We start from the raw sequence: 20,916 nt of genomic DNA on the forward strand, positions 1-20,916 counted from the left end.
CCCAGAATAGCCGACGAAGTGCCGTGCCACGAAACTCGATTCCCGTGACCCGCGCGACACCCGCTGCGCGTGCTCGCGGGGACGGGGTGCGCGGCCCGTTCAGCGTGCCGTCAGGGTGAGCAGCGTCGCCTCGGGGCGGCACGCGAACCGCACCTGCGCGTACGGCGAGGTCCCCGCCCCGGCGGAGACGTGCAGCCACGTCGAGTCCTCGCCGCCTTGTGCGTCGGGCCGAACGCCGGGCCAGCCGTGCAGTCCCTTGGCCCGCTTGCGGTCGATGTCGCAGTTCGTCACGAGCGCGCCGAACCCGGGCACGCAGAGCTGCCCGCCGTGGGTGTGGCCGGCGAGGACGAGGTCCGAGTCGTCGTCGTGCATGGCGTCCAGGACGCGCCGGTACGGCGCGTGCGTCACCCCGACGCGGAGCACCGGGCCGTCGCTTGACGGCGTATCGGAGCCTGCGCCGGGAGCGTCCGGCGCGGAGGGAGCCGGGAAGACGTCCCGGTCGAGGTGGGGGTCGTCCACGCCCACGAGGTCGAGGCGGACCCCGCCGACCTCGAGGACGTCGCGACGGTTGGTGAGGTCGACCCAGCCCGCGTCGCGCATCGCGGCCGCGAGCTCGCCCGCGGGCAGCAGGCGCGCCTGGGACGCGAACGGGACGCGCGCGTCCGGCAGGAGGTACCGCGCGGGGTTCTTGGGGACGGGCGCGTAGTAGTCGTTCGACCCCATGACGAAGGCACCGGGCGTCGACAGCAGCGGCTCGAGCGCGTGCAGCAGCGGGTCGAGGGAGTCGATGTGGGCGAGGTTGTCGCCGGTGTCGACGACGAGGTCCGGCTCGAGCTCGGCGAGCGAACGCACCCACTCGATCTTGCGACGCTGGGTGGGGACCAGGTGGAGGTCCGAGACGTGGAGCACGCGCAGGTCGGGCGTCCCGGCGGGCAGCACGGGCACGGTCACCCGGCGGAGCGTGAAGAGCTTGGTCTCGACGTGCGCGTACGCGACGCCCGCCGCACCGACAGCGGCGAGCGCACCGAGCCCGCGCAGGGCCCGGCGCGGGCCGACGGCGCTCAGCCGTTCCCCCCGCCGTCGAGGTTGTCGAACCACTCGCCGAGGTCGACGTCGTCGCGGCCGGCCCCGTTCCCGCGGTCACCGCGGTCGCCACGACCTCCGCCGGCGTCCGCGTCGGGCTGGTCGCCGCCGCCCTGGTCGCCGCCGCCCTGGTCGCCGCCACCGCCCTGGTCACCGTCGCCGTCCCCCGGGTTGGAGGGCGCCGTGGGCGGCGGGGCCGGGGCGTTCACGCGCTTCCAGTCCGGGTCGGCGAAGCCCGGGGCGGGCTTGCCGGCGAGGACCTGGTTCATGTAGTCGCGCCAGGTCGGGGCGGCCAGGCTCGAGCCGTACCAGAAGGACCGTGACTTGCCGTTGATCGTGAACCAGCGGCCCGTCTCGAGCATGTTCATCTGGACGTCGTTCTCGGCGTTCCCGATCCACACCGCGGTGGCGACCTGGGGCGTGTAGCCGATGAACCACGTGTGCTTGTTCAGGTTCGCGGTGCCGGTCTTGCCGGCAGCGGGGCGCCCGTCGGCCAGCTCGTTGCCGCGGCCCGACCCCTGCGTGAGGACCTGCTGGAGGGCGTACGTCACCGTGTTCGCGACGCCCGGGTCGATCGCGTTCTTCTGGCAGCTCGAGGCGGGGACCGGAAGCTCCTCCCCGTCCGAGCTGAGCACCTTGGTGATCGCGATGGGTGCGCAGTAGGTGCCCCCGGCGGCGAACGTCGCGTACGCGGCCGCCATGCTCAGCGGCGACGAGTTCTGCGTGCCCAGGATCATCGAGGGCACGATCTGGATGTCGGTCTTGTCCTTCGAGGACGGCGTGAAGCCTGCTGCCTTGGCGGTGTTCGCGACGCCGCAGAGATCGAGCTGGCTCGCCATCGTCGTGTAGGCGGTGTTGACGGAGTTGTAGGTCGCCTTGAGGACGGACATCGACCCCCTGCCGTCACCGTCCGAGTTCGCCGGGGTCCACGGATCGTTGCCGAGGGGCTGGCAGCTCGCGTGGAAGTCGCGGCTGCCGACCCAGGTGCGCTTGTTGGCACTCACGTTCTCGTAGAGCGAGTGGCCCTCGTTGAGCCACTCGGCGAGCACGAAGGGCTTCCACGTCGAGCCGGGCGAGAAGCCCGTCGACCCGCCGTGGGCCTCGTCGGTGCTGTAGTTCACGGCGGTGGTGTTCGGCGCCGGGTCCTGGGTGTTGTCGAACGCGCGGTTCTGCGCCATCGCGAGGATCTTGCCGGTCCCCGGCTCCACCGAGACGATCGCGTCCTCGAGCTTGCTCGGGTCGTCCGCCGGCACCGCCGCCGACGCGTGCTGCTGCGCGGCCTTCTGCATCGCGGGGTCGAGCGTCGTGTAGATGTCGAGCCCACCGCGGTAGAGCAGCGTCTGGCGCTCCTCCTTGGTCTCGCCGAAGACCGGGTCGGACATGATGATCTTCGTGACGTAGTCGCAGAAGAACGCGGCGCCGTCCTGTGCCGCCTGGCAGCCGGCCTCGAGCGGCTGGATGGCCAGGGTGTCGGCGATCGGCTGGGCGCGGCCCGAGTCGTACTCCTCCCGCGTGATGTACCCCTGCTGGTACATCTGGTTGAGCACGATGTCGCGCCGCTTCTGGGCGTTCTCCGGCTGCGTCGTCGGGTCGTACGTGGACGGGGCCTTCGTGATCCCCGCGATGGTCGCGGCCTCGACGAAGTTCAGGTCGATCGCGCTCTTGTTGAAGTAGTGCCGCGCCGCCGTCTCCACGCCGTAGACCGAGCGGCCGAACTGCGCGATGTTGAGGTAGCCCTGGAGGATGTCCTCCTTGGTCATCTTCTTCTCGAGCGCGATGGCCAGCTTGGCCTCGCGCGCCTTGCGCCCGAGCGACTTCTCGTTGGCCTCGTAGAGCGCCATGGTGTCGTCCTCGCGGACCGCCTGCTCGATGAGCACGTTCTTCACGTACTGCTGCGTGAGCGTCGAGGCACCCTGGGTGTCACCACCCGTGATGTTGTTCACGACCGCGCGCGGGAGACCCTCGACGTCGACGCCGCCGTGGTCCCAGAAGCGCTTGTCCTCGATCGCGATGACCGCGTTCTTCATCGCGTCGGAGACCTGGTCCAGCGGGACCACGATGCGGTTCTCGGTGTAGAACGTCGCGAGGCGCGTCGTGCCGTCGTTCGCGTAGATGCGCGACTGCTCCGACAGGGGGCCGGGCTCGAGGTCCGCGGGCAGCTCGTCGAAGACCTCGACCGCGGTGTCGGTCGCCGTGTTCGCCCCGGCGGCGAGCGGGACGAGCAGCCCGGCGGCGAGCACGCCGCCGACGCCGGAGACCAGCACGAACGCCAGGAAGAGGGCGACGAGCTGGTACGCGTTGATCTGCCGGCCGCGAGGACGCACAGGGGAAGCCATGGTGACAACCCTACGGGAGCGACCCCGGGAGGGCCCCGGGATCCCGGGGATCGCGGGTGTGCGGGTTGTGTAAGCATCCCGCGGCGGTGCTCGCGGGTGGCGCCCGCGGCGGCCGACTACGCTCGGCCCATGGCAACCACGTGGGAGTACGCGACCATCCCCCTCATCATCCACAACACCAAGGCCGTCCTGGACCAGTGGGGCTCCGACGGCTGGGAGCTCGTCCAGGTCGTCACCGGCCCCGACGGCAACGGCCTCGTGGCCTACCTCAAGCGCCCGACCGGGGAGAAGTAGTGGCGGGGTTCCCCGCCGGGACGATCGCCGCGCGCCTGACGGAGCTCGGTCTGACCCTCCCCCCGGTGGCGGCGCCCGTCGCGGCCTACGTGCCCGCGGTGCGCTCGGGCCGGTACGTCCACACGTCGGGTCAGCTCCCGTTCGTGGACGGCGCGCTGCCCGCCACGGGCAAGGTGGGTGACGGCGAGGGCCTCGTCGCGCCCGCGGACGCCGCGGCACTGGCCCGGCAGTGCGCGCTCAACGCGCTCGCCGCCGTGCACGACGTCGTCGGGAACCTCGACGAGGTCGCCCGCGTCGTGAAGGTCGTCGGGTTCGTCGCGAGCGACCCGTCGTTCACGGGTCAGCCCGGCGTGGTCAACGGCGCGAGCAACCTCCTCGGGGAGGTCTTCGGCGAGGCGGGCGTCCACGCCCGCAGCGCCGTCGGCGTCGCGGTCCTGCCGCTCGACGCCCCGGTCGAGGTCGAGATCGTCGTGGAGCTCGCCGAGTAGCTCCGGCACGAGAACGGGGTCGGCGGCCGGGTCCTCGCGGACCTGGTCGCCGACCCCGTTCTCGTCGGTGACGGTCGGTCAGCGCGCGCGGCGCTCCAGGCGGTCCATGTCCAGCAGGACGACGGCCCGACCCTCGCGGCGCACCCAGCCGCGCGTCGCGAAGTCGGCGAGCGCCTTGTTCACGGTCTCGCGCGACGCGCCGACGAGCTGCGCGAGCTCCTCCTGCGTGAGGTCGTGCGCGACGCGGATGCCCTCGTCCGTCTCCTCGCCGAAGCGGGTCGAGAGGTCGAGCAGCGCCTTGGCGACACGGCCGGGCACGTCCGAGAAGACGAGGTCCGCGAGCGTCTCGTTGGTGCGGCGCAGGCGCCGCGCGAGGGCGTTGAGCAGGTGCTTGGCGACGCTCGGGTGCTTCTCGATCCACTCGACGAGCTGGTCGTGCCCGAGCTCGTAGATGACGGAGTCGGCGACGGAGCTCGCGGTCGCGGTGCGGGGGCCCGGGTCGAACAGCGAGAGCTCGCCGAACATCTCGCCGGGGCCGAGGATCGACAGGAGGTTCTCGCGGCCGTCGTTGGAGCGGCGCCCCAGCTTGATCTTGCCGCTCGCGATCACGTAGAGGCGGTCGCCCGGCTCGCCCTCGCGGAACAGCACGTCTCCGCGCGAGAGCTCGATCTGCTGCATCGACTCGAAGAGGGTGCGCGTCTCGTCCGCGTCCATCGTCGCGAACAGGGGGGCGGAGAGCACAACGTCGTCGTCCACGCGGGGTGTCCTATCGTCTCGTCCTCGGAAATGTTCCAGGACAAGTCTGCCCTACGGCCGCAACTCGGGTGTCGGGGGCGGCGGCTACGGTGGGTCCGTGACCACCACGGAGCAGGCCCGCACGGGGGCGCCGGAGCCCGAGTCGCACCTCGCCCTGGTCCGGCGCGCGCGCCGGACCAACCGCGAGCTGGCCGTCACCTATCCGGACGCTCGCTGCGAGCTGGACTTCACGACGCCGCTCGAGCTGCTGATCGCGACGGTCCTGTCCGCGCAGACGACGGACAAGCGCGTGAACCTCACGACCCCTGCGCTGTTCGCGCGCTACCCGGACGCCGCGGCCTACGCGGGTGCCGACCGGGGGGAGCTCGAGGAGCTGCTGCGGCCCACGGGCTTCTTCCGGGCCAAGGCGCAGTCGGTCATCGGGATCGGTCAGGCGCTCGTCGAGCGGTTCGACGGCGAGGTGCCGGGCCGCCTGAAGGATCTCGTGACCCTGCCGGGCGTCGGTCGCAAGACGGCGAACGTCGTGCTCGGCAACGCGTTCGGCGTGCCGGGGCTCACCGTGGACACCCACTTCGGCCGCCTCGTGCGCCGCCTCGCGTGGACCACCGAGGAGGACCCGGTCAAGGTCGAGCAGGTCGTCGGCGGGCTCGTCGAGAAGTCCGAGTGGACGATGCTCTCGCACCGGCTGATCTTCCACGGGCGCCGGGTGTGCTTCGCCCGCAAGCCCGCGTGCGGTGCCTGCACGATCGCCCGGTGGTGCCCGTCCTTCGGCGTCGGCGAGGTCGACCCGGTCAAGGCGGCGAAGCTCGTCAAGACGAGCTGAGGGTCAGCGCTCGCGCTCGGCCCGGACGGTCGTCGGGAGCCAGTCCAGCAGCAGGTCCGTCACGGCGTCGGGCGCCTCCTCGGGGAGGAAGTGGCCGACGCCGTCCACGACCTCGAAGCGGAAGTCGCGGGCCAGCGCGGCACCGTCGGCGTCGGCGAGGTCACGACGCACGAGCCCGTCCTTCTCGGCATGGACCTGGAGCGCGGGGACGTCGACCGGGCGACGGAGCGCGGCGAGGAAGCGGCGGCCGTCGGGGCGGGGCGTCGACCGCACGGCCCAGCGCAGCGACTCCATCGCGGTGTGCGCCGCGAAGGGGATGCGCATGACGGTGCGGTAGGTCTCGACGACGTCGGGCGCGAAGGGCGCCGCCGCACCGGTCGCGAGCACGTCGCCCACGAGGTCGCCGCGGACGAGGGCCCGCTCGGGCAGGGTCGGCACCTGGTAGAACGCGAGCTGCCGCAGCGCGGCAGGCGTGAGGAGGCGACGCGCGGAGGTGTGCATCCGCGCGGGGTGCGGGGCGGAGAACGCGGCGACGCCGGCCGTGACGGCGGGCTGGAGCGCGGCCACCGCCCAGGCGAGGCTGCCGCCCGTGCCGTGTCCCACGACGACGGCGCGCCCGGACCCGAGCGAGCGCACGACCCCGGCGATGTCGCGCGTGCGGGTCGGGGCGTCGTAGCCGATCGGCGGCTTGTCGGAGGCGCCGACGCCCCGGATGTCCATCGCGGCGACGCGGTAGCCCGCGGCGGCGAGCGGCTCGATCTGGTGGCGCCAGGCCCACCAGAACTGCGGGAACGAGTGCAGCAGGACGACGAGGGGCGGTCCCGGGTCGCGCACGCCGCGGTCCTCGGGACCCGCGAGCGCGACGTGGAACCGCGCACCGTTGGCCGGGACGAGCTCGTGGCGCCACGGGCCGTCGGGCAGGGCGGACGTGAAGTCGGAGGGGTCGGGCGTCACCCGGACGAACCTACCGGGGTCCCGGGGCCGCCGTCGGCCGACGAGCCCGCGGCGTCCGTCACGGGGGCGTCGGCGCCCTCGGCGGGACGGCGGTCCTTGGGCGGGTCGAACCGGTACCCCACGTTGCGCACGGTCCCGATGAGCTGCTCGTGCTCGGGGCCGAGCTTGGCGCGCAGGCGTCGGACGTGGACGTCGACCGTGCGGGTGCCGCCGTAGTAGTCGTAGCCCCAGACCTCCTGGAGGAGCTGGGCGCGCGTGAAGACGCGGCCGGGGTGCTGCACCAGGTACTTGAGGAGCTCGAACTCCTTGTACGTGAGGTCGATGGGGCGGCCGCGCAGCCGGGCCGTGTACCCGCTCGCGTCGATCGCGAGCTCGCCCGCCGCGATCTCCTGCGGCCCGTCCTCGGCGGGCCCGCGCGCGGACCGCTCGATGACGAGGCGCAGCCGCGCCTCGACCTCCGCGGGGCCCGCCCCCTCGAGAAGGAGGTCGTCCGCGCCCCACTCGGCCGTGACGACGGTCAGCCCACCCTCGGTGAGGACGAGCACGAGCGGGACGGTCAGGCCGGTCGCGTGCAGGAGGCGGCACGTGGTGCGGGCCGCGACGAGGTCGCGCCGCGCGTCGAGCAGCACGACGTCGGAGTCGGGTGCGTCCACGAGCGCCGAGGGCTCCATGGGCAGGACCCGGATGCGGTGCGAGAGCAGGCCGAGCGCGGGCAGCACCTCGACGGAACCGCCTGTCGCGGGGGTGAGGATGAGCAGGTCCGCCATCCGGCACCTCCTTCCGGGTCGCGGGGCGCGGGGGCGCCCCCGGGCGTCGACGCGTGGCGACCGGGCCGGGACGTACCTCTGCGGGGCTCGCCACGTCATCGGCCACGTTCTCGGTCCGTGGATGGTTACCGTATCGCGTGCCGGCCGTGCAGACGGCGAACGTCTCACGGGCGCGCGTGCCGGGGCCGGTAGGCGGTCCGGCGGGAGACTCTGCGACACTCTGAGGCGTGCTGCACGACCCGACGCCCTCCCGCGACCCCCGAACGGGGCGCTGACCGCGTGGACCTCTCGACCCGGGCCGTCGTCACGGCGTGCCTCGCCGCGGGCATCGCCGTCGCCGCGTTCTTCGGCCCGCTCCCGCTCGCCGTGGCGTCGGGGGCCCTGGCGCTGATCGTCGCGATCGGGTGGCCGCGCCTGCTCGACATCCCCGTCCACGGCGGCACGCGCGTCGTCATCGCCCTCGCCGGGCTCGGCGCCGTCGGCGCGACGGCCGCGACGCACGGCGAGCCCGCGCTCCGCCACCTGCCCGTGGTGCTCGCCCTCGCCGTCGTGCTCGCCTTCGTGGCCGAGCTCCTGCGGCGCGACGGGCGTCCGCGACTGGTCGAGTCGCTCATCGGGACGGTGAGCGGGATCGTCGTCGCGACGTCGTGCGCGGGCTGGATCGCGACGGGCCGCACCGACGCGGGCGAGTCCCTCGTCGTGACGTGCGCGGTGGCGCTGGCCGTGGCCTCGGCGGTCTCCGCGCTGCCGCTCGGCGGGTGGACGAACGCCGCGCTCACCCTGGGCCTCGCGGTCGCCGCGGGCGGGGCCGTCGGGTACGTCATGCCGGACCTCGACCTGCTGAGCGGCGTCTGGTCCGGCGTCGTCGCGGGCCTGCTCGTCGCGTCGCTCCACGCGCTGTTCGACCAGCTCCCGGAGCTGCGGGGCCGCATCGGCGCGTTCTCCGCGACGGCGCTCCCGGTCGCCGTCGGCGGGACGCTGATCTTCGTCGTCGGGCGGGTGATCGTGGGATGACGCCGTCCGCGCTGCCCGCCGTCGTCCTCGGGGCGATCCTTCTCGCGACGCTCGCGCTCGGCGTGTGGTGGCAGCGGCGTCAGGGGGTCGTGCGGACGGCGCGCCCGACGTCGCCCCGATCTTCGGCGAACCCCGGCGCTGCGCCCTTCGACTGGCCCGCGCACGGCGTCGCGCTCGGAGCCCGTCGGACGTTCGTCCAGTTCTCCGCGGAGCTGTGCGCCCCGTGCCGGGCGACGGCGCGCGTCCTCGGTGAGGTGACCGCGACGCACGACGACGTGACGCATCGTGAGATGGACGTCGACGACCACCTCGACCTGGTGCGAGCATTCGGCATACTGCGCACGCCGACCGTCCTCGTGCTCGACGCGGAGGGCCGGGAGGTCGCTCGCGCGAGCGGGGGGATGAACCGGGCCCAGGCGCTCGCGGCGCTCGCCGTCGCGGACCCGGGCCCCGTCCCCGCGAGCGTGCGCGATGCCTGACCGCGCCGTCCCCGACGGCCAGAACCCGAGGGAGTTCGCGATGAGCGACCAGGCCGGCCGTGGGGGCCCCGCGACCGAACCTCCGGCGGCGCCCGCCGGCATCGACCCGCGCGGCCCGCGCGCGGGGGCCGGCATCACGGCGCTGCTGCTCGCGGTCGTGATCCTCCTGTGGACGTCGCCCGCCGCGCTCGTGCTGCTCGCGGTCGTCGCGGCGAGCTTCCTGGTCGGTGCCGTCCGGGGCGCGCAGGGCACGTGGCAGGCCTGGGTCTACCGGACGGTGGTCCTCCCGCGCATCGGCCCGACGGCGGAGCGCGAGGATCCCCGGCCACCGCGGTTCGCGCAGGCGGTCGGCCTCGTCATCACCGGTGCGGGGGTCGTGCTGGGGCTGCTGGGCGTCGACGTCGCCGTGCCGGCCGCGGCGGCGCTCGCGCTCGTGGCGGCCGTCCTCAACGCGGCGTTCGGCCTGTGCCTGGGCTGCGAGCTGTACCTGCTGCTGCGCCGGGTCGCGCCCGCGCGCTGACGCACCTCGAACCGCCGTGGTCAGCAGCCCGGGTCAGTAGACGAGGGCCTGCGCGCCGTCGCGCAGCGCCTCCTCGACGAACACCGCGGCGCCCGCGATGCGCACGCCGGGCAGCACGTCGTCGGCCGTGATGCCGCGGCGTGCTGCGCACTGCGTGCAGACGGTGAGGGTGCCGGCGGCGAGCACGGCGTCGAGCAGGTCGGGCAGCGGGGCCGCGTGCTCGAGCTCCAGCTCGGCGGCGCGCCCCGGGAGCCCGAACCATGCGGCCTCCCCGGTGAGCCACACGCTCACCTCGACGCCCGCGGCGACGGCCGCGGCGGCGACCGTGAACGCCTGGTTGGCGGCCTCGGGGCGGTCGAGCCCTGACGTGGCCTTGACGACGAGCGAGCGCTGGCGGAGGGCCGCGGGGAGCGGCGCGGTGTCGGTCACGCGGCCGAGCGTAGCCCTCCGCCGGGAGCGGCTCCCGGGCCGCGACGTGGCGCGCGCGACCGGCCGGTAGGATCGGGCGCATGAGTCCGCACACTCTCGAGCTGATCTTCCTCGGCCTGCTCCTCGCGGCGACGGTCACCATCACGTGGTTCGCGGGGTACGTCGTCTACAAGCTCTACAAGGGCCAGCGCTGACGCTGCCGTGCGGGGCCCTGCCCCGCGTGTGCCCGTCGCCCCGCCCGACTCCGAGAGGTGGTCGCTGATGCCGTTCGAGTTCCCCGAGGGCCTCGCGCCCGAGGTCTACCCGCTCGCCTGGCTCGTCGGGAGCTGGCGCGGCGAGGGGGTCGTCAAGTACCCGGGCATCGAGGAGACGCCGTTCGTCCACGACGTCGTGTTCGACCACGACGGCGGCCCGTACCTGCGCTACGAGTCGACGCTGCGCGTCCTCGAGGCCGAGGTCCCCGAGACCGTCCCGGACGAGGGTGCCTGGCCCGAGCGTGACGGCGCGACGCTGGACGCCGCGGCCGCCGACGCGCCCGTGTGGTCCACCGAGACGGGCTACTGGCGCGTCTCGACGGACCGGCCCGACGGGCTCGAGGACGACCGCCACCCGCTCGAGGTGCTGATCGCCGACCCGGCGGGCCGCGTGTCCGTGTACCTCGGCGCGGTCGGCAACGGCCGGGTCGACCTGGCGAGCGACCTCATCGCGCGCACGTCCACCGCGTCGGAGGTCACCGCCTCGAAGCGGCTCTACGGGTTCGTCGAGGGCCAGCTCCTGTGGGTGTGGGAATTGGCGGCCTTCGGCGAACCGTTGCAGTCGTACGCGTCCGCGAAGCTGACCCGGCGCCCGTCGGCCTGACCGGCGGCCCCGGGGACACGCCGGCAGGCCCGGACGTGCCGACGAAGGAGGACCACCCGTGACCACCGGCTACACCAGCCCGCTCCTGTCGCGCCACGGCGCGGTGCCCGCGACCGGCCCCGACGAGGGCGTCGCCTGGCACTACGGCGACCCGACCGGGGAGCAGCGCGCCCTGCGCACGGGCGGCGCCGTCGTCGACCAGTCGCACCTGGGCGTCGTCACGGTCACGGGCCCGGATCGGCTGAGCTGGCTGCACTCCATCACGTCGCAGGACCTGACGAACCTCGCCCCGCGGACGTCGACCGAGCTGCTCGTGCTCTCCCCGCAGGGGCACGTCGAGCACGCGGCGTCCGTCGTCGACGACGGGGAGACGACGTGGCTCGTCACCGAGCGCTCGCACGCCGCCGACCTCGCCGCGTGGCTCGACCGCATGAAGTTCATGCTCCGCGTGGAGATCGCCGACGCGACCGACGACTGGGCGGCGCTCGGCGAGCCCGTGGACGCGGAGGGTGCGGAGGGCGAGCCGGTCACGTGGCGCGACCCGTGGCCGCGTGTCACGGGCGGGGGCACGCGCTACGGCCCGCCCGAGGCCGAGCACCCGGGCATGGAGCGTCCCTGGCGGCTCGTGCTCGTCCCGCGGGCCGAGCTGTCCGACGCCGTCGCGGCGCGCGAGGCGGCCGGGTGGCGGCTCGTCGGCACGTGGGCGAGCGAGGCGGCGCGCGTCGAGGCGTGGCGGCCGCGGCTCGCCACGGAGATCGACCACCGGTCCATCCCGCACGAGACCGACTGGCTGCGCACCTCCGTCCACCTGCACAAGGGCTGCTACCGGGGCCAGGAGACGATCGCGCGCGTCCACAACCTCGGCCGCCCGCCGCGCAGGGTCGTCATGCTGCACCTCGACGGCTCCGGGCACCTGCTGCCCGCGCCGGGCGCGGAGGTCACGCTCGACGGCCGCGCCGTCGGCGCGGTGACGTCGGTCGCGCGCCACCACGAGCTCGGTCCGATCGCGCTGGCGGTCCTCAAGCGCAGCGTCCCCGAGGACGCCGAGCTCCTCGTCGACTGCGACGGCGGGGCGATCTCCGCGGCGCAGGAGGTCGTGGTGCCGGGCGAGGGCGTCTCCGTCGACCGCCCCGCCCCGCGCGGCCCCGTCGGACGGGGGATCACGCCCCGCGGCGAGGGCGCGCCCACGAGCATGCTGTGAGCCGGGGGCCGGCGTCGCGCGAGGACCCCGGTCCCGGCGCGGTCGACGTCGCCCGGACCGCGTGGCGCCTGCTCCTCCTGCGGGCGCGGGTCCGGCAGGGCGCGTCGCGCGTCCGCGTCGCGCTGTGGCCCATCCTCCAGGCGTCGGCCGCCGCGGGCCTCGCGTTCGGCATCGCCCGGTACGGGCTCGGGCACACGGCGCCGTTCTTCGCGCCCGTCTCCGCGTGGATCTGCCTCGGGTTCAGCCAGGACCGCCAGCTCCGGCGCGTGCTCGAGCTCGCGGTCGGCGTCGCGATCGGCGTGGGGCTCGGCGACCTCGTGGTCCACGCGATCGGGTCGGGATGGTGGCAGGTCGCCGTCGTGCTCGCCGTCTCCGCGCTCGCGGCGCGCTTCATCGACCGCGGCGCGATGCTCACGACGCAGGCCGGCGTCCAGGCGATCGTGATCGTGGGTCTCCCGGCCGCGCAGGCGGGCGGACCCCTGGGACGGTGGACGGACGCGCTCGTCGGCGGCGCCGTCGCGCTCGCGGTCGCGGCGCTCACACCGGGCGACCCGCGACGTCGGCCCCGGCTCCTGGGGTCCGAGGCGACGACGGAGCTCGCCGGCGTGCTCGACGTCCTCGCGCGAGGGCTGCGCACCCGCGACCGCGCCGACCTCGACGCGGCGCTCGTCAAGGGCCGCGCCTCGGAGGGCGCGCTCGAGGAGTGGCAGTCGTCCGCGTCGTCGGCACGCGAGCTCGCGCGTGTGAGCGCGGCGGGGCTGCGGCACCGGGACGAGCTCGGCGGGCTCGAGCGCCAGGCGGTCCTCGTGGACCGGGCGATGCGCAGCGTGCGCGTGCTGGCGCGGCGCGCGATGCCGGTCGCGAGCGGCCCGGACGAGCGGGAGCTCGGCGGTGTCGCGGACCTCGTCGCACGGTTCGGCGCGGGCGTGCACGTGCTCGCGGAGGCGGTCGGCGCCGGGCGCGACCCGGCGGTGGCGCGCGAGGTCCTGCTCGAGGTCGCGCACGGCGCGGACCCGCACGCCCTCGGTGACGGCGACTGGCAGGTGCAGTCGCTCGTCATGCTGGTGCGGTCACCGATCGTGGACCTTCTCGAGGCGGCCGGGGCGTCGCCGGAGCAGGCGCGCGACGCCCTCCCCGAGCTCTGAGCGGGCGATCCTGGCCTGTTGGGCGAACCGGACGATCTTCACCCTGCACAGCAGAGCCCCGGGCCGGTACCGTCGGGGCATGGAGGTCCCCGTCAGCGCCCTGCGTGCCGAGCTCAAGTCATGGATCGAGCGGGCCAGGGAGGGGGAGGAGGTCGTCATCACCGAGCGCGGCGTCCCGGTCGCCCGGCTGACCGGCGTCGCGACGGCCGACCTCGTCACCGAGCTCGTGCGCGACGGCGTGCTGGTCCCCGCGGCGGGTGAGCGCCCGGTCCACGTGGTGCCCGGCGGGGACGTCGACGCGCGGCCCGCGAACCCGGACGGCGCGCGACCCCTCGACGGCGCCCGGTCCGCCCGTGGGGGCGGCGTGGCGGCGCTCGTGCGCCGGATCCGGCGCTGAGGCCCCGATGGCCCTGGTCTACTTCGACGCGAGCGCGCTGGTGAAGCTCTGCGTCCCCGAGGCAGGCTCCGCCCTGGCGAGCCGCCTGTGGAACCGCGCGGACGTCGTCGTGACGAGCCGCCTCGCCGACGTCGAGGTGCGGGCAGCCCTCGCCGCCGGCGCCCGCGGCGGCGTGCTAGACGGCCCCGGGCACGCGCGCGCTCTCGGCACGTGGGACGTGCTGCGCCCGGCGCTGCACGTGGTCGAGGTCTCCGGTGCCGTCGCCGATCGTGCTGCCGAGCTCGTCGCCGGAGGCGCGATGCGCAGCAACGACGCGGTCCACGTGGCGAGCGCCCTTGCCGTGGGGCACGACGACACGATCGTCGCGGCCTGGGACCCGCACGTGGTGTCCGCGGCCCGCTCGGCCGGGCTGCGCGTGGTGCCGTGGCCCCTCGCCAGACCGTAGGCTCGTGCCCGTGGGAATCATCGGGTCGCTGCAGTGGATCGTCTACCTCGTCCTCTCGCTCGTCGTGTTCGGGACGCAGCTCTTCGCGCTCGTCGACGCCATCCGGCGTCCGGCGAGCGCCTTCACCGCCGAGGGCAAGCTGACCAAGCCGATCTGGCTCGCGATCCTCGGCGTCGCCGCGGCGCTCGGGTTCCTCTCGCTGCCGCTCGGCGGCGGCGTGAACCTCGGCTTCCTCGGGCTCATCGCCGTGGTGGCCGCGATCGTCTACCTGGTCGACGTGCGCCCGCGCCTCCAGCCGTACGGCAACGGCCGCGGCAACGGGTCGTCCGGCCGCCCGGGCGGCTGGTGAGTGCGCCGGTGGTGACCGCGCGCGTCCACGGCGGGGTCGAGCGCGCCGCCGTGCCGCTCGCCGAGGTCGTGCGCGGTGACCTCGTCGAGTCCGTCCACGCCGGGCACCTGGCGCTGCTGGGCGCGGACGGGGAGCCTGTCCTGGAGCGTGGCGACGCCGACGCCGTGGTCTGGCCGCGGTCGAGCGTCAAGCCGTTCCAGGTCGTCGCGATGCTGCGGCACGGTCTCGTCCTCCCGCCGCGCCTCCTCGCGCTCGCGGCGGCGAGCCACAACGGGGAGCCGGAGCACCTGGCGGGGGTCCGCGAGATCCTCGAGGGCGTCGGGCTCGACGAGTCGGCGCTGCGGAGCACCCCGGACATGCCGCTCCACCCGCCCGCCGCGTTCGCGTGGCAGCTCGAGGGCCACGGGCCGTCGGCGATCACGCAGAACTGCTCGGGCAAGCACGCGGCGATGCTCGCGACGTGCGTCGCCGCCGGCTGGGACACCGCCACCTACCTGGACGTCGACCACCCCCTCCAGGTCGCGGTCCGCGAGACCGTCGCCGAGGCGACCGGCGTGCCGGTCGAGCACGTGACGGTCGACGGCTGCGGCGCGCCGCTCTTCTCGACGACCGTGCGCGGCCTCGCGCGAGCGTTCGGGCACCTCGCGGCCGCCCCGGAGCGAGACCCGCTCTCCCCGGAGGCGCAGGTCGCGCGCGCGATGTCGACGTTCCCGGAGATGGTCGGCGGGACGGGCCGGGACGCGACCCTCGCGATGCGCGCGGTGCCCGGCCTGGTCGCCAAGGACGGTGCGGACGGCGTCTACGGAGCCGGCCTGCCCGACGGCAGCGCCCTCGCCTTCAAGGTGCTCGACGGCGCGTCACGCCCGCGACCGGCGGTGCTCGCCGCCGCGCTCCGGCACCTCGGCGCGCCCGGCATCGCGGGGGCCGACGACGCGGCGCTCGCCGCGCTCGGCGACGTGCCCGTGCTCGGCGCGGGCCGGCCCGTGGGCGTCGTGCGGCCGGTCCTCGACGGCGCGACGGCGGTCCCGACCGGTGCTGCGGGTCGGGGACACGACGCGGAGCGGCGCTCGTGAGGGCCGTCGTGCAGCGCGTCTCGCGCGCGAGCGTGAGCGTCGTGGGCGAGGACGGGTCGTCGGAGGTCGTCGGGGCGATCGACCGCCCGGGGCTGCTCGCGCTCGTCGGCGTGACGCACGACGACGGCGCGGCCCAGGTCGAGACGATCGCGCGCAAGATCGCCGAGCTGCGGATCCTCGCGGGGGAGCGGTCGGTGCAGGACGAGGGCGCGCCGGTGCTGGTCGTCAGCCAGTTCACGCTCTACGCCGACACGAGGAAGGGCCGCCGCCCGTCGTGGAACGGCGCGGCGCCCGGGCCCGTCGCCGAGCCTCTCGTCGAGGCGGTCGTCGAGCGGCTCCGCGAGCGCGGGATCGACGTCGCGACCGGACGGTTCGGCGCGCACATGGCCGTCGAGCTCGTCAACGACGGCCCGGTCACGCTCCTCCTCGAGGCCTGACCGCCTTCGCGCCGAGCACCCACGCCGCGCTCCGCGACGGGTTAGCCCATACGTGGCCGCGAACGAACGGAACCTGGGTTGGCCGAGGTAGAGCCGTGGTTGCGCGAGGTAGAGCCCTGGTCACGCGAGGTAGAGCCGTGGTTGCGCGAGGTAGAGCCGTGGTTGCGCGAGGTAGAGCCCTGGTCACGCGAGGTAGAGCCGTGGTTGCGCGAGGTAGAGCCGTGGTTCTTGTGCCCGACGGCGCGTGGTCACCTTGGGTGGTCGGGGTGGGTGGTGGTGCCGCGTCTACCGTCCGCCGCTCGTTCCTCGCGGCTCCCGCCAGGCCCGCCACGACGCGGCACCACCACCCACCCCGCCCGGCGTCGTCTCACCCTGGTCTTCGCCCACCTCGGGCGACCGCCCGCGGTGGCGGTTCAGCCGAGGGCCGCCGACCGGCGCCTTCTGGGCGATCGGACGGTCGGCCGTCGGCGACGCTGCAGCGCAGGGCGAGCGGACGTCGTCGGACCGGGCTTCTACCTCGGCGGACCACGGCTCTACCTCGTGTGACCACGGCTCTACCTCGGCGGACCACGGTTCTACCTCGGCGGAGCGGGCGGGGCGTGGGTCGTGGAGGTCAGCGGAGCCAGCCGCGGCGCTTGATGTAGGCGAGCGGGATGACGGCCGCCACCAGGGTGAGCAGGACCGTGACGGTGAAGCCGGAGGGGCGGTCGAGCTCCGGCATGTGCGTGAAGTTCATGCCGTAGAACGACGCGATGAGCGTCGGCGGCAGGAACACGGCGGTGATGATCGTGAAGACCTTGACGATCTGCGCCTGCTTGACGTCGAGCGAGGTCATGATCGCCTGCTGGAGATAGCGCACCTTGTCGTGCTCGAACCCGGCGTGCTGCTTGACCCCGTCGATGTCCGCGACCAGGGTCTCGACGAGCCCGGCGAGCACGGGGTCGGAGTCCGCGATCTCGCTGCGCAGGTGCCGTGCGGCGCGGGCGAGCGAGAGCTGGGACTCCTGGGCGCGCGAGACGATCTCTTCCGCACGGTTCATGCGGGTGATGGTGTCCTGCATGTCGCTCACCCCGATCTCCCGACCCCGGGAGTCGACGCCGCGGGTGGCCTCGTCGATCTCGTCGGACATGTCCTCGAGCAGGTCGCTCGCGTACGACACGACGCGGTCCGCCGCCTCGTTGAGCGAGTACAGCAGCGCGTACGCGACGCCGTAGGAGGAACCGATGAGCCACGGGGTGCGCCGCATGCGGGCGATCGCCTTGTCGAAGACGCCGTAGTGCCGCTGCGGCTGGGCCGTCACGACGACGTCGGGGGAGAGAGCGAGCACGATCCGCTCGTCGACGACCCGGTCGCCGTCGCGCCGCGTGGCGGTCACGGGGAGGTACACGTGGGCGTCCGTCTCCCAGACCCGTCCGCCGGCGGCGACGAAGTCGACGCCGTGCTCCGCGGCTCGGGCGGCCGCGTCGGGGTCGCCGACCCCGACCTGGACCCAGTGCGAGCGCAGGACGCGGGGGTCGAACCGGGGCGCGCCGGTGCCGTGGGCGCGGGCGCGCAGGTCCAGCCCGCCCCGTGCGGGCGCGGGGAGGGCTCGGGCGGCGACCGTCTCGGGGAGGACGCGGGTGGTGCCGACCGCGGGGACGAGGCTCGTGGGCTCGGGCAGCGTCGTCGTCATCAGACACCTCCTGCGGTGACGTGCACGACCAGCAGCGCGCCGGCGATGAACAGGTACAGGCCGACGGTGAAGGAGATCGACTGGCGTTCCAGGTTGGGCCGGCGGGTGCGGCGCGGGTCGTCGTGCGCGTCCCGCAGGCGTGCGGGGCGGGTCCGGGTCTCGGTGGCAGGCGAGCGCTGGGTCATGGTGGTCGTCCTTCTCCGGCGGGCCGACGACCACGGGCGGGCGCCACGGGGTGGGTGGCGGGCGCGGGTGGGTCGGCGGGTGCGTCAGCGGGTGGTCCAGCGGCGCGCACGACGGCGCGCGGTGCGCACTGGCGACCTCCCCGCGCGGGACGACGGCCGGTCGCGGGAGTCCTCGAGGAGCTCGCCGACTCAGGCGACGGGCTGCGGGCCACGGAGGGTGAGCGCGCAGTGCACGGTTCTATGACTGCTGCCGTCCGGCATGGGGCTCACCTCGCTCTCGTGGTGGCGGCGCCGTGGGCGCCGCACCCGGGTCGGGGCGCACGAGGACCGTGGCCACGACGGGGATCGGGGCCAGGGTAGCCCTCGCGCTCTGGTGGGGCAAGCGACGTCGGCCCAGGTGGCGGTCGTGTGACGGGCGGGAAACGATGAGGTGATCCCTTGTTTACGGAGGGTTGTTAACATTTCATCCGGTCGACGGGCGACGAAGCCCCCGGACGGAGGGTCCCGACATGTCAGAACAGCACGACTACCTGGTTCCCGAGCCGCACCGCCGTGCGGACGCGCGGTCCGCGCGCCGGCTCGAGCGGCTCTCCTCCCGCGCGCAGGAGGTCGACCGCGCGCTCGCCGCGGTGAGCGAGGGCAAGGGTGGCCTCGTGTGGACGGCGGAGCGCGGGATGGGGGCGAGCGCCACGCTCGAGCTCGTCTGCGAGGCCGTCGCCTCGCACTCGTTCCCCCGTCCGACGCTCACCCTGCGCTGTCGCCCGCCCGTGGGCGCCCCGGCTCCGGGGTCGGCCGTCGTCTCGGTCGTGTCGCAGGTGTCGCAGCTCGCGGGCGGCGTCGTCCCGGAGCGCCTCACGCGTGTCCTCGAGCCCGTCGACCCCGGCTTCGGGTACCTCCCCGAGGTCGCGGCCGTCGCGCTCGCCGAGCTGCTCGTCGAGTCGTTCGACGGCGCGACGGTCGTGCTCGTGGCCGACGACCTGCACCTCCAGGACGAGCTCAGCCGGTCCGTGCTCGCGAGCCTCGTCGCGCAGCGCCACGCGCCGGTCGTGCTCCTCGGGACCGCCCCGGCGGGCGCGCTCGACCCGTCCTCCGGGCCGTTCGAGCTCCGTGCCGTCCCGCCACTCGCACCCGCCGACGCCCTCCACCTGCTGCTCGTCGAACGCCGGCTCGCGGTCGCGCCGCACGTCGCGGCCCGCCTCGCGGGGCTCCTCGGGGGCAACGCCGCGGCGCTGACGCAGACGGCGGCGCTGCTCACACCGGAGCAGCTCACCGGGGGATCGATCCTCCCGGACCCGTTGCCGGCCGTCCCCGCCGTGCGCTCCCTCTTCGCCGACCGCCTCGCGGCCCTCAGCGAGGGGGAGCGGCACGCGCTCCTGGTCGCGGCCGTCGCCGTCGTGGACCGGACCGAGCTGCTCCTCTCGGCGACGGGCCTCGCGATGGACGAGGTGCTCGACGGGCCCCTCGCCGAGCACCTCGCGCTCGTGGGCGGCCGCTTCGCGTTCGTCGACCCGCGCATGCGGTCCCTGGTCCACGCGGACGCACGGCTCGCCGAGCGCACGGCCGCGCACGTCGCGCTCGCCGAGGCGCACCGCCGGGCGGGCGAGGAGGACGTGGCGGTGTGGCACTCGGCGCTCGCGACGCTCGTCGGCGACCCGGCGCTCGTCCCGGGGCTCCTACGGATCGCGCGTCGGCACCTGGATCGCGGGGACGTCGTCTGGGCGCACGAGGTGGCGCGCGAGGCCGCGAGCCAGGCCGCGACCGAGCACCGCGCCGAGGCGTTCGCCATCGCGGGCGTCGCGGCGCTGCGGTCGGGCCACGTGCAGGACGCGGCGGACTGGCTGCGCAAGGCGTCGCGCAGCGGTGACGACGCGCTCCGCGCGCGGACGCTCGGGCCGCTCGTCTCCGCGCTGACGCTCGCCGAGGGGCAGGTGCCCGACGACGTGCTCTCGCCCTACCTGCGCGGCGGGCAGCCCGACGACCTGGCGCCGGACGCCGTCGCGGGGGTCGTGTCGGGCGTGCTCGACGCGGCGCGGCTGCACGCGGAGCGGGGCGACGGCGTGAGCACGTCCCAGCTCCTCGACACGGCGACGTTCCTCGCGTCCTGGTGCGACGACGACGAGACGGCCGCCCGGCTGGCGCTCGCGCGGTCCTGGGCCGCGGTGTTCGGCGTGGGCGAGCGCGCGGCCGTCCCCGACGTGGACCTCGGACCGGACCACGAGGCGTCGGTGCAGGTCGGCCGGGCGCTCGCCCTCGCGGCCGACGACCGGCTCGAGGACGCGGCGCAGACGCTCGCGAGCGTCGTCGCGTCGCTCGCCCCGGTCCGCGACGGCGGCCGCTGGTTCGACGGCCCGGACACCGCGCTGACCCCGCTGGCCGAGGCGCACGTGCGCCTCGCGCAGACGCTCGTGCACCTCTGGCGTGGCACGCTCACGCGTGCCGCCGACGAGCTCGCCGAGGCGGCGTTCCGCCTGCCGGTCGGGCTGCCGTTCGCCGGGCTGGGGGTCGCGGCCGCCCGCCGCCTCGACATGATGACCCGGGGCGCCGTCGGCCCGGTCGCGACGGCGCTCGAGGAGACGTGCGCGAGCCCGACGTCCCGCCCGGTGCGGCTCGGGCTCCTCGTGGACCGGGCGATGGGCGCGGCGTTCGCGCACCACGTGACCCAGGCCGCGACGCTGCTGGAGCTCGCGGCGGAGCGCGAGCGTCCCGACAGCGCACGCATGCTCCCGCTGCCGGGGCTGGACGACGTCGAGGCATGGGTCGTCGCGGGCCGTCACGACGCGGCGCAGCGCGCGCTGGCCCGGCGGAAGGTCGACGCCAAGGAGCTGCCGCCGTCGCTGCGGTCGGCGACGCTCGTCCGGGCCGACGTGTCCCTCGCCGCGCCCGAGGACCTCACCGCGCCGCTCGAGCGGGCGACGCGGGTGAACCGGACCACGGCCTCGCCGTACGAGCACGCGCGGACCGACCTCTGCGCCGCGCGCGCCCTCGTGCGCGCGGGGGAGCTCCAGCGCGCGCACGGCCTCTTCCTGTCAGCGATCGAGCTGTTCGACGACGCGGGCGCGGACGCCTGGACGACGATCGCGCGGGACGAGCACGCGGACGTCGTCCGGCTGCTCGGCGGGCCGGTGGCGGACGACGCCGCGTCCGGTGCCCCGGCGTCGGCGGTCCCGCTCGGTGCCGCGCCCGCCTCCGGGCTCGGCGGGGCGCCGTCCGG

At 75.0% G+C, this 20,916-nt stretch carries 23 protein-coding genes; 15 read left to right on the top strand and 8 right to left on the bottom strand.

Annotated features, from left to right (window positions below; genetic code table 11):
• Positions 1-99: 99 nt before the first annotated feature.
• Positions 100-1,065 (bottom strand): metallophosphoesterase, encoded by a 966-nt coding sequence (locus CCE02nite_RS08010; protein WP_141389157.1) that lies wholly within the window; start codon positions 1,063-1,065, stop codon positions 100-102.
• On the bottom strand, positions 1,062-3,419 hold the full coding sequence (locus tag CCE02nite_RS08015; RefSeq protein ID WP_141389120.1) for a transglycosylase domain-containing protein: 2,358 nt from the start codon (positions 3,417-3,419) through the stop codon (positions 1,062-1,064). Before CCE02nite_RS08015 ends, CCE02nite_RS08010 begins: the two co-directional genes overlap by 4 nt.
• Positions 3,420-3,548: 129 nt before the next feature.
• On the opposite strand from CCE02nite_RS08015, the gene sp36 reads away from it, so the two are divergent.
• Positions 3,549-3,713 carry a Sp36 family protein gene (gene sp36 / locus CCE02nite_RS20435; protein ID WP_021481786.1) on the top strand — a complete coding sequence of 55 codons (165 nt, stop codon included), beginning with the start codon at positions 3,549-3,551 and terminating at the stop codon, positions 3,711-3,713.
• Positions 3,713-4,201 carry a RidA family protein gene (locus tag CCE02nite_RS08020; protein WP_218027061.1) on the top strand — a complete coding sequence of 163 codons (489 nt, stop codon included), beginning with the start codon at positions 3,713-3,715 and terminating at the stop codon, positions 4,199-4,201. The genes sp36 and CCE02nite_RS08020 overlap by 1 nt, the downstream gene beginning before the upstream one ends.
• 78 nt (positions 4,202-4,279) lie before the next feature.
• Here the strand turns inward: CCE02nite_RS08020 and CCE02nite_RS08025 are convergent, their stop codons facing one another.
• Positions 4,280-4,957 carry a Crp/Fnr family transcriptional regulator gene (locus CCE02nite_RS08025; RefSeq protein WP_021481784.1) on the bottom strand — a complete coding sequence of 226 codons (678 nt, stop codon included), beginning with the start codon at positions 4,955-4,957 and terminating at the stop codon, positions 4,280-4,282.
• A 97-nt stretch (positions 4,958-5,054) separates the two neighbouring features.
• On the opposite strand from CCE02nite_RS08025, the gene nth reads away from it, so the two are divergent.
• On the top strand, positions 5,055-5,780 hold the full coding sequence (gene nth, locus CCE02nite_RS08030) for an endonuclease III (RefSeq protein ID WP_218027062.1): 726 nt from the start codon (positions 5,055-5,057) through the stop codon (positions 5,778-5,780).
• A 3-nt stretch (positions 5,781-5,783) separates the two neighbouring features.
• Here nth and CCE02nite_RS08035 read toward each other — a convergent pair whose 3' ends face one another.
• The gene (locus CCE02nite_RS08035) at positions 5,784-6,734 is read right to left on the bottom strand and encodes an alpha/beta fold hydrolase (RefSeq protein ID WP_141389121.1); all 951 of its coding nucleotides are present in this window, start codon (positions 6,732-6,734) and stop codon (positions 5,784-5,786) included.
• Positions 6,731-7,501, bottom strand: a complete 771-nt coding sequence (locus CCE02nite_RS08040; RefSeq protein WP_255318713.1) for a winged helix-turn-helix transcriptional regulator — start codon at positions 7,499-7,501, stop codon at positions 6,731-6,733. The genes CCE02nite_RS08035 and CCE02nite_RS08040 overlap by 4 nt, the downstream gene beginning before the upstream one ends.
• A gap of 279 nt (positions 7,502-7,780) precedes the next feature.
• Between CCE02nite_RS08040 and CCE02nite_RS08045 the strand changes: the two genes are divergently transcribed.
• Genes CCE02nite_RS08045 through CCE02nite_RS08055 form a run of 3 tightly spaced genes read left to right on the top strand, consistent with a single transcriptional unit; the run spans position 7,781 to position 9,514 of the window.
• A complete protein-coding gene (locus CCE02nite_RS08045) occupies positions 7,781-8,515 on the top strand; it encodes a hypothetical protein (RefSeq protein ID WP_141389122.1) in 735 nt (244 codons plus the stop codon).
• Positions 8,512-8,994 (top strand): thioredoxin family protein, encoded by a 483-nt coding sequence (locus tag CCE02nite_RS08050; RefSeq protein WP_141389123.1) that lies wholly within the window; start codon positions 8,512-8,514, stop codon positions 8,992-8,994. The genes CCE02nite_RS08045 and CCE02nite_RS08050 overlap by 4 nt, the downstream gene beginning before the upstream one ends.
• Positions 8,995-9,034: 40 nt before the next feature.
• Positions 9,035-9,514 carry a DUF4395 domain-containing protein gene (locus CCE02nite_RS08055; protein ID WP_141389160.1) on the top strand — a complete coding sequence of 160 codons (480 nt, stop codon included), beginning with the start codon at positions 9,035-9,037 and terminating at the stop codon, positions 9,512-9,514.
• A gap of 33 nt (positions 9,515-9,547) precedes the next feature.
• Here CCE02nite_RS08055 and CCE02nite_RS08060 read toward each other — a convergent pair whose 3' ends face one another.
• Positions 9,548-9,943, bottom strand: a complete 396-nt coding sequence (locus tag CCE02nite_RS08060; RefSeq protein ID WP_141389124.1) for a DsrE family protein — start codon at positions 9,941-9,943, stop codon at positions 9,548-9,550.
• Positions 9,944-10,204: 261 nt separating this feature from the next.
• On the opposite strand from CCE02nite_RS08060, the gene CCE02nite_RS08065 reads away from it, so the two are divergent.
• The 8 genes from CCE02nite_RS08065 (at position 10,205) to dtd (ending at position 15,848) form a co-directional block, all read left to right on the top strand.
• Positions 10,205-10,801, top strand: coding sequence for a heme-binding beta-barrel domain-containing protein (locus CCE02nite_RS08065; RefSeq protein WP_047232347.1), 597 nt, complete (start codon positions 10,205-10,207; stop codon positions 10,799-10,801).
• A 58-nt stretch (positions 10,802-10,859) separates the two neighbouring features.
• On the top strand, positions 10,860-12,002 hold the full coding sequence (gene ygfZ, locus CCE02nite_RS08070) for a CAF17-like 4Fe-4S cluster assembly/insertion protein YgfZ (protein WP_255318715.1): 1,143 nt from the start codon (positions 10,860-10,862) through the stop codon (positions 12,000-12,002).
• Complete coding sequence (locus tag CCE02nite_RS08075) at positions 11,999-13,147, top strand: FUSC family protein (RefSeq protein WP_141389125.1); 1,149 nt, start codon at positions 11,999-12,001, stop codon at positions 13,145-13,147. Before ygfZ ends, CCE02nite_RS08075 begins: the two co-directional genes overlap by 4 nt.
• 79 nt (positions 13,148-13,226) lie before the next feature.
• Positions 13,227-13,544 carry a type II toxin-antitoxin system Phd/YefM family antitoxin gene (locus CCE02nite_RS08080; protein ID WP_141389126.1) on the top strand — a complete coding sequence of 106 codons (318 nt, stop codon included), beginning with the start codon at positions 13,227-13,229 and terminating at the stop codon, positions 13,542-13,544.
• 7 nt (positions 13,545-13,551) lie between these two features.
• Positions 13,552-13,989: a type II toxin-antitoxin system VapC family toxin gene (locus tag CCE02nite_RS08085; protein ID WP_141389127.1), complete on the top strand. Its 438-nt coding sequence runs from the start codon at positions 13,552-13,554 to the stop codon at positions 13,987-13,989.
• Positions 13,990-13,999: 10 nt separating this feature from the next.
• A complete protein-coding gene (locus tag CCE02nite_RS08090; RefSeq protein WP_308463687.1) occupies positions 14,000-14,338 on the top strand; it encodes a DUF2516 family protein in 339 nt (112 codons plus the stop codon).
• Between the two features lie 8 nt (positions 14,339-14,346).
• Positions 14,347-15,411 (top strand): asparaginase, encoded by a 1,065-nt coding sequence (locus tag CCE02nite_RS08095; RefSeq protein WP_141389128.1) that lies wholly within the window; start codon positions 14,347-14,349, stop codon positions 15,409-15,411.
• On the top strand, positions 15,408-15,848 hold the full coding sequence (gene dtd / locus CCE02nite_RS08100; RefSeq protein ID WP_141389129.1) for a D-aminoacyl-tRNA deacylase: 441 nt from the start codon (positions 15,408-15,410) through the stop codon (positions 15,846-15,848). The genes CCE02nite_RS08095 and dtd overlap by 4 nt, the downstream gene beginning before the upstream one ends.
• 613 nt (positions 15,849-16,461) lie before the next feature.
• Here the strand turns inward: dtd and CCE02nite_RS08105 are convergent.
• The gene (locus CCE02nite_RS08105) at positions 16,462-17,520 is read right to left on the bottom strand and encodes a CorA family divalent cation transporter (protein WP_141389130.1); all 1,059 of its coding nucleotides are present in this window, start codon (positions 17,518-17,520) and stop codon (positions 16,462-16,464) included.
• A complete protein-coding gene (locus CCE02nite_RS08110) occupies positions 17,520-17,705 on the bottom strand; it encodes a hypothetical protein (protein ID WP_141389131.1) in 186 nt (61 codons plus the stop codon). The genes CCE02nite_RS08105 and CCE02nite_RS08110 overlap by 1 nt, the downstream gene beginning before the upstream one ends.
• A 509-nt stretch (positions 17,706-18,214) precedes the next feature.
• Between CCE02nite_RS08110 and CCE02nite_RS08115 the strand changes: the two genes are divergently transcribed.
• Positions 18,215-20,916, top strand: a 2,702-nt coding sequence (locus CCE02nite_RS08115; protein WP_141389132.1) for an ATP-binding protein, incomplete at its 3' end; no start/stop codon positions are given.

This window comes from Cellulosimicrobium cellulans (assembly GCF_006539945.1).
GTDB classification, from domain to species: domain Bacteria; phylum Actinomycetota; class Actinomycetes; order Actinomycetales; family Cellulomonadaceae; genus Cellulosimicrobium; species Cellulosimicrobium cellulans.